The organism is Streptomyces sp. rh34, from assembly GCF_002551245.1.
In the GTDB taxonomy this organism is placed as follows: domain Bacteria; phylum Actinomycetota; class Actinomycetes; order Streptomycetales; family Streptomycetaceae; genus Streptomyces.
Window position 1 is genome coordinate 1 of the sequence record NZ_NTGZ01000271.1, and the last position, 9,735, is coordinate 9,735.

Here is a 9,735-nt window from a genome sequence, read left to right on the forward strand (position 1 = left end):
CATTGCCAGCCCGCTCAGAGATGTGTATAAGAGACAGCCGCTGACCCGCGCCCGCACCCCCCGCCCGCACCTCCCCGCCCCGTGCCCGCCCACCGGCGAACCGTCACGGGGCGCAGCCACGCCCGGGGCCGGACGGCCGATCGTGAGCCGGTCCGCCGGAGCGGGCGACGCCCCATCCGGCCTGCCGGATCGCCGAGGCCCTGCCACAACCCGTCGCCCCCGTAGACAGATCACGAAGTAATCCGATCAATAAACGGTCACCATGTGCTACTTGATACGTCACTTAGCGATAAGAGAAGCGACGGAACCGGTGATTTAGACAACTGGGTGTAGCGCTGCCTGCACGAAGCGTTATTCTCCTCAGACGCATCACGGAGACCGCCACTCGCCACCACGGGTGACGTTTTTCGAACTGCTCGTGATGGAAGCTCTGCCTCTGGGAGTCCCGTGTACCCACACGTCGGGGTTGACGCCTCGGGCCTGGCTACGCTGCGTGCATCGGTCATTGACCGCTTGCGCGGCTTCGTCCCCACCGCGTACGCCGTCCCCGCATTTGCCACCCCTGCACCTGCCGGCCCTTGCTACGCCCTGGCCGAACGCGGTGCGGCGGTCGGAAGACGCAGCACCCGCGCGGCCTCGACCACGTCGACCGTCCGCCGTCCCACCGCCGACAGCGACAGCGCCCGCATGATGGATCTCGTCGAGCGCGCGCAGGCCGGTGAGGCGGATGCCTTCGGCCGCCTGTACGACCAGTACAGCGACACCGTGTACCGGTACATCTACTACCGCGTGGGCGGCAAGGCGACCGCGGAGGACCTCACCAGCGAGACCTTCCTCCGCGCCCTGCGCCGTATCTCCACGTTCACCTGGCAGGGCCGCGATTTCGGCGCCTGGCTGGTCACGATCGCTCGCAACCTGGTCGCCGACCACTTCAAATCCAGTCGTTTCCGACTGGAAGTGACCACCGGCGAGATGCTCGACGCCAACGAGGTGGCGCGCAGCCCCGAGGACTCCGTCCTGGAGTCCCTCTCCAACGCCGCACTGCTCCAGGCCGTGCGGCGACTCAACCCCCAGCAGCAGGAGTGCGTGACCCTGCGGTTCCTCCAAGGCCTCTCGGTCGCCGAGACCGCGCGGGTGATGGGCAAGAACGAGGGCGCGATCAAGACCCTCCAGTACCGAGCCGTACGGACGCTCGCCCGACTCCTGCCGGACGACGCCCGCTGACCGGCCTCTGCGTGACCGTCCCGTCACGCACTGGTCCGATCATCTTTCGTGCGTAACCCAAGTGCCGAGCGCCTCGTTGTGCCGGTTGCAGGCCCCCTGTCGTCGCCCCCCGTCCGTGTCCACTCACTCCATCGAGTGGAAACGCTCAAGGTGTGCAACCTTCCGGACCGCCAGGGGAGTCGACCGTGATGACGAGAGGAGGTGCCGCCAGTGATCGCAAACGTTTCGGCACACCGGCGGGCGAACGCCTTCGCCCAGGCCCTGGAGGAGCAGACCCTCCAGGGTGCGGCGGCCGTACAGCCCGCGGAGCCGGCCGACCAGGCCGACCGCGGACCGCTGTTGGCCCTGGCGAACGGCCTCGGTGAGCTACCGAAGCCGCAGTTGGACCCCGAGGTCAAAGTGGCGCAGCGAGCCCAGCTCGTCGCGGCCATGGAGACCATGTTCGCCGAGGGCGGCGCGTCCACGGGCCCTACGGTGCCCGTGCAACGGGGCAAGGGGTCCCACCGGGCCTCACCACTGCGGAGACTGCGACCCCGCTCGCGCTGGGCGAAGGGGCTCACTGCCGGCGGGCTCACCGTCGGCGTGGCCGCGGGAGCGTTCGGCGGCGTGGCCGCCGCCAGCTCCGACGCCCTCCCCGGTGATTCGCTCTACGGACTGAAGCGCGGGATGGAGGACATCAGCCTCGGCATGGCCAAGGGCGACGCCGACCGCGGCGAGGTCTACCTCGACCAGGCCTCCACCCGGCTCAGCGAGGCCCGCAGACTCATGGAGCGCGGCCGGTCCGGCGCACTCGACCACGAGTCCCTCGGCGCCGTCAGACGCGCGCTCAACGGCATGTCCCACGACGCCTCCGAGGGCCACCGCCTGCTCCACTCCGCCTACCGGCGCGACGGAGCGATCGGCCCCATCCAGGCCCTGGACACCTTTTCCCGCTCGCACCGCGACGCCTGGAGCAGCCTCCGCGACCGGCTGCCCGTCCAGCTCACCGACGTCCGCGACGAGGTCAGCTCCGTCTTCGACGCCATAGAGGACGAAGTCGCACCGCTCCAGTCCCTCCTCCCCCGCCCCCCGGGCACGAGCAAGGACACCGGACGCTCCGACGCCACCACCCCGGACACCGGCTCGCCCCGGACCGACGCCCCCGCACCCCCCGCCGCCCCCGGGAAGCCCGGAGGCCGGACCGACGGCAGCACCACCCCCGAGCCCTCCGGCTCGTCGGGCTCCGCCGACGCCACGCCGGAGGACGGTCTGCTGGGCGGCGGTACGGACGGCCTGCTGGACGACCTCCCGGCGGACGGCCTCGCCCCGCCCTCCCCCGAAGGCCGGCCCAGCGCACCCGCCGCCCCGGACATCACCCTGCCCCCGCTCCTCCCGGGGCTCCTGCCCGGCCTCGGCATCGACGGCGAGAACCTCAAGCCGTAGAACGACGGGCCCGACGCACACGAAGAACAAGGGGGGGCCGGTACGCGATCCGCGTACCGGCCCCCCTCTCGTCGCGGCTCAGCAGGTCAGAAGAACACCGACCGCCGCTGCACCAACAGCTTGTACAGCGTGTGCTGGATCTGCTCACGCACCTGGTCCGTCAGGTTGAACATCAGCATCGGGTCCTCCGCCGCCTCCGGCGGATACCCGTCCGTCGGAATCGGCTCACCGAACTGGATCGTCCACTTCGTCGGCAACGGCAGCGCGCCCAGCGGCCCCAGCCACGGGAACGTCGGCGTGATCGGGAAGTACGGGAAACCCAGCAGCCGGGCCAGCGTCTTCGCGTTCCCGATCATCGGGTAGATCTCCTCCGCCCCCACGATCGAGCACGGCACGATCGGCGCACCCGCCCGCAGCGCCGTCGACACGAACCCGCCGCGGCCGAAGCGCTGAAGCTTGTAACGCTCGCCGAACGGCTTGCCGATGCCCTTGAAACCCTCCGGCATCACCCCGACGATCTCGCCCATCTCCAGCAGCCGCTGCGCGTCCTCGGCACAGGCCAGCGTGTGCCCCGCCTTGCGCGCCAGCTCGTTGACGACGGGCAGGTGGAAGACCAGATCGGCGGCGAGCAGCCGCAGATGCCGGTCCGCCGGATGGTTGTCGTGCACCGCTACCTGGAGCATCAGCCCGTCCAGCGGCAACGTCCCGGAGTGGTTGGCCACGATGAGCGCCCCGCCGTCCGACGGGATGTTCTCGATGCCCTTCACCTCGACCCGGAAGTACTTGTCGGCCAGCGGCCGCAGCATCGACATCAGGACCTGGTCGGTGAGTTCCTGGTCGTAACCGAACTCGTCGACGTCGTAATCACCGGTGACCCGCCGCCGCAGGAACGCGAGCCCGCCCGCGATCCGCCGCTCCCAGCCGCCCGCCGGGGAACCGTCCGCGTCCACCTCCACCGCATCCCTACCGGGCTGCCCGGGCTCCTGGCCCCCCTCTTCCCCCGCCTCGGGGACCTGCGCCCCCGGCAGGGCGCTCACCGGAGCCGCGGAGCCGTCGCCCCGGCCGCCGCCGGGACCGCCCGCCCCGGTCCGGCGCCGCGCCGGACGCGACGCGCCACCGGACCGCGAACGGTCGTCGTCGAACGGAATGACCTTGGCGTCCGCCATCGTCGGTGCGCTCCTCTACCTGGCGCCGTGAGTCGTCTGTACCGCACCGGCCCCGCGCTCCCGCGGCCCGGCGCCTCCCGGAAGCGGCAGCGCCGCCAGCCGGTCCACCGCCCTGCCCACCGTCTCCGGCGGCAGCAGCCCCGGCGCCCGGCTCCGCGCGAACTCCGCGAACGTGTCCGCCGTGGTGAACTTCGGCCGGAAACCGAGGGTCTCGCGCATCTGCACCGTCGAGACCACCCTGCCATGGGTGAGCAGCCGGATCTGTTCCGGCGAGAAGTCGGTCATGCCGATCGTACGGAGCGCCGAGCCGACCCACGTGACGGCGGGGAGCAGCACCGGCACGGTCGGCTTCCCCAGCCGCCGCGAGCACTGCGACAGCAGCAGCACACCGTCGCCGGCGATGTTGAACGTGCCGCTGTTCAGCGTCCCGCGCCGGGGCTCGCCCGCCGCGACCCCCAGGACGTCGATCACATCGTCCTCGTGCACGAACTGGAGCCGGGGGTCGTAGCCGAAGACGGTCGGCAGGACGGGCAGCGACAGATAGTCGGCGAGCGGCGAGTCCGGCCGGGGCCCCAGGATGTTGGCGAACCGCAGCACGCACACCGCCACGTCCGGCCGGCGGCGGGCGAAGCCCCGTACGTACCCCTCGACCTCCACCGCGTCCTTCGCGAAGCCGCCGCTGGGCAGTGACTTGGGCGGGGTGGTCTCGGTGAACACGGCGGGATCACGGGACGCCGACCCGTACACGCTCGTACTGGACTTCACCACGAGCCGCCGCACCGTCGGGGACTTCTGGCAGGCGCCGAGCAGCTGCATGGTGCCGATGACGTTGGTCTCCTTGATCGCCGTCCGGCCGCCGGCGCCGAGCGCCTTGCCGGAGACGTCCAGGTGCACGACCGTGTCGACGGCGTGTTCGGCCAGGATCCGCGCCAGGGCGGACTGCCGGATGTCCGCGCGCACGAACTCCGCGTCGCCCAGCTCGTGGGCGGGCGCGACCGCGTCGACGGCGATCACCCGGTCCACCCCGGGCTCACGCTGGACGCGCCGGACGAAGCGGCCCCCCAGCTGCCGGGCCGCTCCTGTGACGAGCACGACCTTTCCCAAGACCAGCGCCTTCCGTCGGCCCGGGAAGCCTGACCCGGCTCCCCTGCTTCCCGCGGTAACTTCCCTGGCCGTCACCGTAGCGGGTGGACGCCGCCCTGTGACGACCTCGTGCTCCGAAACGCACCGCAGCCCCTCCACCGGAACGGCGGAGAGGCTGCGGATCTCACGAACTGCGTTCGCTTACTTCTTGTTGCGACGCTGAACGCGCGTGCGCTTGAGCAGCTTGCGGTGCTTCTTCTTGGCCATCCGCTTGCGCCGCTTCTTGATAACAGAGCCCACGACTACCCTCGCTCACTTCATTTTCACTGGTGCGGGGCGTCTGGGCCCACACGACCTACGTCGGCCTAGCCTACCCGCCACCGTCCGAGGGACGTAATCCGCAGGCAACCTCAGGCTGATTCCACCCCCACGAAGGATTCGCGGAGATACGCGTGAACCGCTTGTTCCGGCACCCGGAAGGACCTGCCCACCCGGATCGCCGGCAGATGACCGCTGTGCACCAAGCGGTACACGGTCATCTTCGACACTCGCATGACCGAGGCGACTTCCGCCACGGTCAGAAACTTGACCTCGTTGAGAGGCCTCTCGCTGCCAGCAGCCATGACCCACCTGTACCTTCCGCACCGGACGCGCACCGGCTTCCCCTCCGGTGACTCTTCGTCGCTGTGCGCTCACTCCACAGATTAGGGGCGCGTGATGCGAGTGGGGAAGAGGAGAGACAGCCGACGGCCTACGGTGACAGACGGGCCCGATTGAGCACATAGCGCGTCAACGGCCGGTAAAACGGCGCCCGTACGCCGTCGTCGAGCGGAACGACGACGGACACCCGCCCCTCGGCCTCCCCCACGAACAGCGCCGGATCATCCGTGTCCGCCGGCCCGATCGCCTCGATACCCAGCTGACCTGCACCGCAGACCCAGCCGTGATCCCCGATCACCAACTCCGGCAGCACCCCGAGCCGCTCCACAGCGTCCTGGAGCGCGAGCCGCACCGGAAGCGGCGAATGCGTGTGCGCGCCGATCTCACCCCCCGTGGGCCGCCCCCCCGGTTCGCGCACCAGGGCGACACCCCGTACGTAGTCGAGGTTGTACGTACGTACGCCAAACCGGGTCGTTATGTCGACACATCTCCCCTGCGCGGGGGTGAGAACAGGACAGCCCGCCGCCGACAGAGCGTCTGCCAGCCCGGCGTAGAAACCGAGCAGCCGGTGCGGATGACCGGTCCCCAGCAGCACCGGAGCCCTTCGCTCCGCCACCACCGCCAGCCGCTCGGCGAACGCGTCCAGCGCGGCCACGGTCCGCTCCGGATCGATCGCGTCGGGACCGCTCACATGCGTGGGATCCGCCGAGACCCCACAGCGGTCCGCCATCAGCCGCAACAGCTCGCCCTCGCCCCAGGCCCGCTCGGGCGCGAGCCCCAGCATCACCCGCGGATCCCGCGCGGCGAACAGCCGGTAGCTGCGCAGACTGGTCTCGCGCGAGGTGGCCACGGGCCCGGCCAGCCGGGCCGCCAGCAGATGGGCGCGCAGCGCCCCGGTGCTCAACACCCCTGGGATGCTGCCGTACCGCGGAGTCCCGGCGGGCGGGAATCCCGTTACGCCCCACCGTTGGCGTAACGCACGGCACAATGCCCCCCGCGCCGCCCGGACCTCAGGTCAGCAGCCCCCGCAGCGGGAACGCCGCCTTCCGGGACGCCAGCACCGCCTGGTCCAGCCGGTCCGCCGGGTCGTACCCGTCCTCCCAGCCCTTCCAGGACGGCGTACGCCCGTCCGTCATCCTGCCCGGCCCCAACTGCCGTGTACGGGCGTAGACGAGATCCCGCCAGGACGACGGCACCACCGACTCCGGATCGACGGGAGCGTGCGCCGCGATCCCGACGAGATGCGTCCACGACCGGGGCACCACATCCACCACCGCGTAGCCGCCGCCGCCGAGCGCGACCCACCGCCCGCCGTCCGTGTACCGGTGCGCCAGCTCGTGGCAGGACTCCATGACCGACCGCTGCGCGTCCAGGGACACCGCGAGGTGGGCGAGCGGGTCCTCGAAGTGCGTGTCGGCCCCGTGCTGGGTGACGAGCACCTGGGGCCGGAAGTCGGCCAGCAGCTCGGGCACCACCGCGTGGAAGGCCCGCAGCCACCCCGCGTCCCCGGTCCCGGCCGGCAGCGCCACGTTGACCGCACAGCCCTCCCCGGCCCCGGACCCGGTCTCCTCCGGCCACCCGGTCTGGGGGAAGAGGGTCCTCGGGTGCTCGTGCAGCGAGATCGTCAGGACGCGCGGATCCTCCCAGAACGCGGCCTGCACCCCGTCCCCGTGGTGGACGTCCACATCGACGTACGCGACCCGCTCCGCGCCCAGCTCCAGCAGCCGGGCGATGGCGAGAGCGGGGTCGTTGTAGACGCAGAACCCGGCGGCCGACCCGGGCATGGCGTGATGCAGCCCCCCGGTGAAGTTCACCGCGTGCTCGCACGCACCCCGCCACACGGCCTCGGCCGCGCCCACCGACAGCCCGGCGATCAGAGCGGACGCCTCGTGCATCCCGGCGAACGCCGGATCGTCCACGGTCCCGAGCCCGTAGTCCTGGTCGGCGGCCCGCGGATCCGCGGAGGCGGCCCGCACCGCGGCCACGTAGTCCTCGCGGTGCACGAGCCGCAGGGTGGAGTCCCCGGCGGACTTCGCCGACCGCAGATCCACCGCCCCGTCGAGCCCGAACGCCCGCACCAGCCCCATCGTCAGGGCCAGCCGGACCGGGTCCATGGGGTGCGTGTCCCCGAAGTCGTATCCCGTGACTGCGTCATCCCACATCAGCTGTGTGCGGCCGCTCATGCCCGCCACCGTATCGTTCGGGCCCGGGCCCGAACGCGCGGGCATACACGAGCGTCGTCAGCACCAGAAACATCGGTACGAGCATGGCTCCGCGATAACTCCACGCATCCCCCAGAGCTCCCACGAGCGGCGAACCCACCAGGAACCCGACATAGTTGAAGATGTTCAGCCGGGCCACGGCAGCGTCGCTGTTCCCCGGGAACATCGGCCCGGCCGCCGCGAAGGTCTGCGGCACGATCACGCAGAGCCCGAACCCGAGCATCGTGAACCCGAGCATCCCCACCCCGGCCCCGGGCGCCGCCGCCACGACCGCGAACCCGCCGGCCGCCAGCAGGCTCCCTCCCCGCACGACAGCGACCGCCCCGAACCGCCGCACCCCGAGGTCCCCCACGGCCCGCCCCAGCAGGGTCGTCACCATGTAGACGTTGTACGGAACAGTCGCGAGCTGCTCCGAACCGCCGAGCACGTCCTGGAGGTACTTGGCACTCCAGTTGGAGACGGTCGAGTCCCCGATGTACGCGAAGCTCATGACGAGGCACAGCGGCAGCAACAGCCGGAACGACAGGGCCCCGCCGGCGCCGGCGGGGCCGGGCCCCGTCTCCTCTGTCCCCCTGCCCTCCGTGTACCACCGGCTCCCGGCCAGCGCGGCGGGCAACAGCACCACGACGACGGGCAGGTAGGACACGAGCAACGACAGATCCCACCGCGCCCCGACCCACGCCAGGGACGCCCCCGCGATCCCGCCGAGGCTGTAGGCGGCGTGGAAGCCGAGCATGATGCTGCGCCCGTACGCCCGTTGGAGGCTGACGCCCAGCATGTTCATCGAGGCGTCCAGCGCCCCGACGGCCAGCCCGAAGACGCCGAGCGCGACGGCGACGTGCCACACCTCCCGCCCCGCGCCCACTCCGAGCAGGGCGAGCAGGACCAGGGGCTGGGACCACCGCAGAACGACACCGGGCCGCACCCGCGCGACCACCTTCTCCGTGGCCACGCTGCCGGCCCCCGCCAGGACCGGGACAGCGGCGAGGAAGACGGGCAGCAGCCCGTCGGATATCCCGTACCGGTCCTGAATGGCGGGGATACGCGTCACCAGAAGGGCGAAGGCCACCCCTTGAACGCCGAAGCTCAACCCCAGGGAAGCCCTGCCGTGCCGCAAGCCCGCATCCGTCATGGCCGCGAGCGTAGAGCCGGGTTCTACCCAGGGGTAGACGGATCAGGCGAGCAGTTCGGGAAGCTGAGCCATGTCGGAGAAGTGCCCGGTCACTCCGACGAGCCGGTCGGCGGGCATCATCGACGTGAACCCGTACACGTCCATCCCCGCGGCGCGGGCCGCCTCGACCCCGAGCGGGCTGTCCTCGATGACCACGCACCTCTCCGGCGCGACGCCCATCCGCTCGGCCGCGTACAGGAACAGGTCCGGTGCCGGCTTGCCCCGCCCGACATCCTCCGAGCTGAAGATCCACTCCTCCTCGAACCACTGGTCGATCCCCGTCCTGCGGTGCCCGACCCGGATACGCTCGTGACTTCCGGAGGAGGCGACGCAGTAGTCCACCCCGTCCGCGACGAGCTTCCCGAGCAGTTCCTCGACCCCGTCGACCGCGACGAGCTCCCGCTGGAAAGCGGCGAACGTACGGGTGTTGAGCGTGGAGTCGAAGTCCTCGGGCAGCTTCTGCCCCGTCCTCTCCTCGACGAGATCGTGGACCCGGTGCACGGCGGACCCCATGTAGTCACGGAGCGATTCGTCGTACGAGGTGGGGTGACCGAGTTCGGTCAGGTAGCCGGAGAGGACGGTGTTGGCGAGCGGCTCACTGTCGACGAGCACACCATCGTTGTCGAAGATGACCAGTTCGTAGCGCATGGTTCGACCCTAGACGTTCAGAACGCAGAAAAGCCCCGTGCCACAAGGCACGGGGCTTTCCCGGAAAAATTGTTCGGCGGCGTCCTACTCTCCCACAGGGTCCCCCCTGCAGTACCATCGGCGCTGAAAGGCTTAGCTT

The 9,735-nt window shown here is 70.8% G+C and carries 10 protein-coding genes and 1 rRNA gene; 2 read left to right on the forward strand and 9 right to left on the reverse strand.

Annotation, left to right across the window (positions count from 1 at the left end; genetic code table 11):
* The first annotated feature begins 447 nt into the window (after nucleotides 1-447).
* The gene (locus CR470_RS31800) at nucleotides 448-1,224 is read left to right on the forward strand and encodes an ECF subfamily RNA polymerase sigma factor, BldN family (protein WP_097870937.1); all 777 of its coding nucleotides are present in this window, start codon (nucleotides 448-450) and stop codon (nucleotides 1,222-1,224) included.
* A gap of 210 nt (nucleotides 1,225-1,434) precedes the next feature.
* Nucleotides 1,435-2,646: a DUF5667 domain-containing protein gene (locus CR470_RS31805; protein ID WP_097870938.1), complete on the forward strand. Its 1,212-nt coding sequence runs from the start codon at nucleotides 1,435-1,437 to the stop codon at nucleotides 2,644-2,646.
* A gap of 86 nt (nucleotides 2,647-2,732) precedes the next feature.
* On the opposite strand, the gene CR470_RS31810 is transcribed toward CR470_RS31805, so the two are convergent.
* From CR470_RS31810 to rrf, 9 genes are all read right to left on the reverse strand, one after another.
* Nucleotides 2,733-3,812 (reverse strand): lysophospholipid acyltransferase family protein, encoded by a 1,080-nt coding sequence (locus tag CR470_RS31810; RefSeq protein ID WP_097870939.1) that lies wholly within the window; start codon nucleotides 3,810-3,812, stop codon nucleotides 2,733-2,735.
* Between the two features lie 15 nt (nucleotides 3,813-3,827).
* Nucleotides 3,828-4,916: an NAD-dependent epimerase/dehydratase family protein gene (locus CR470_RS31815; protein ID WP_097870940.1), complete on the reverse strand. Its 1,089-nt coding sequence runs from the start codon at nucleotides 4,914-4,916 to the stop codon at nucleotides 3,828-3,830.
* Nucleotides 4,917-5,096: 180 nt separating this feature from the next.
* On the reverse strand, nucleotides 5,097-5,195 hold the full coding sequence (locus CR470_RS31820) for a 30S ribosomal protein bS22 (RefSeq protein WP_003948845.1): 99 nt from the start codon (nucleotides 5,193-5,195) through the stop codon (nucleotides 5,097-5,099).
* A gap of 110 nt (nucleotides 5,196-5,305) precedes the next feature.
* Nucleotides 5,306-5,518: a helix-turn-helix domain-containing protein gene (locus CR470_RS31825; RefSeq protein WP_003968329.1), complete on the reverse strand. Its 213-nt coding sequence runs from the start codon at nucleotides 5,516-5,518 to the stop codon at nucleotides 5,306-5,308.
* A 128-nt stretch (nucleotides 5,519-5,646) separates the two neighbouring features.
* On the reverse strand, nucleotides 5,647-6,462 hold the full coding sequence (locus CR470_RS31830; protein WP_097870941.1) for a phosphatase: 816 nt from the start codon (nucleotides 6,460-6,462) through the stop codon (nucleotides 5,647-5,649).
* A gap of 103 nt (nucleotides 6,463-6,565) precedes the next feature.
* Nucleotides 6,566-7,738, reverse strand: a complete 1,173-nt coding sequence (locus CR470_RS31835) for an acetoin utilization protein AcuC (RefSeq protein WP_097870944.1) — start codon at nucleotides 7,736-7,738, stop codon at nucleotides 6,566-6,568.
* Nucleotides 7,707-8,909, reverse strand: coding sequence for an MFS transporter (locus tag CR470_RS31840; protein WP_097870942.1), 1,203 nt, complete (start codon nucleotides 8,907-8,909; stop codon nucleotides 7,707-7,709). The genes CR470_RS31835 and CR470_RS31840 overlap by 32 nt, the downstream gene beginning before the upstream one ends.
* A gap of 42 nt (nucleotides 8,910-8,951) precedes the next feature.
* Nucleotides 8,952-9,596, reverse strand: coding sequence for an HAD family hydrolase (locus CR470_RS31845; protein ID WP_097870943.1), 645 nt, complete (start codon nucleotides 9,594-9,596; stop codon nucleotides 8,952-8,954).
* A gap of 71 nt (nucleotides 9,597-9,667) precedes the next feature.
* Nucleotides 9,668-9,735 (reverse strand): 5S ribosomal RNA (gene rrf, locus CR470_RS41520); the annotation flags it as partial.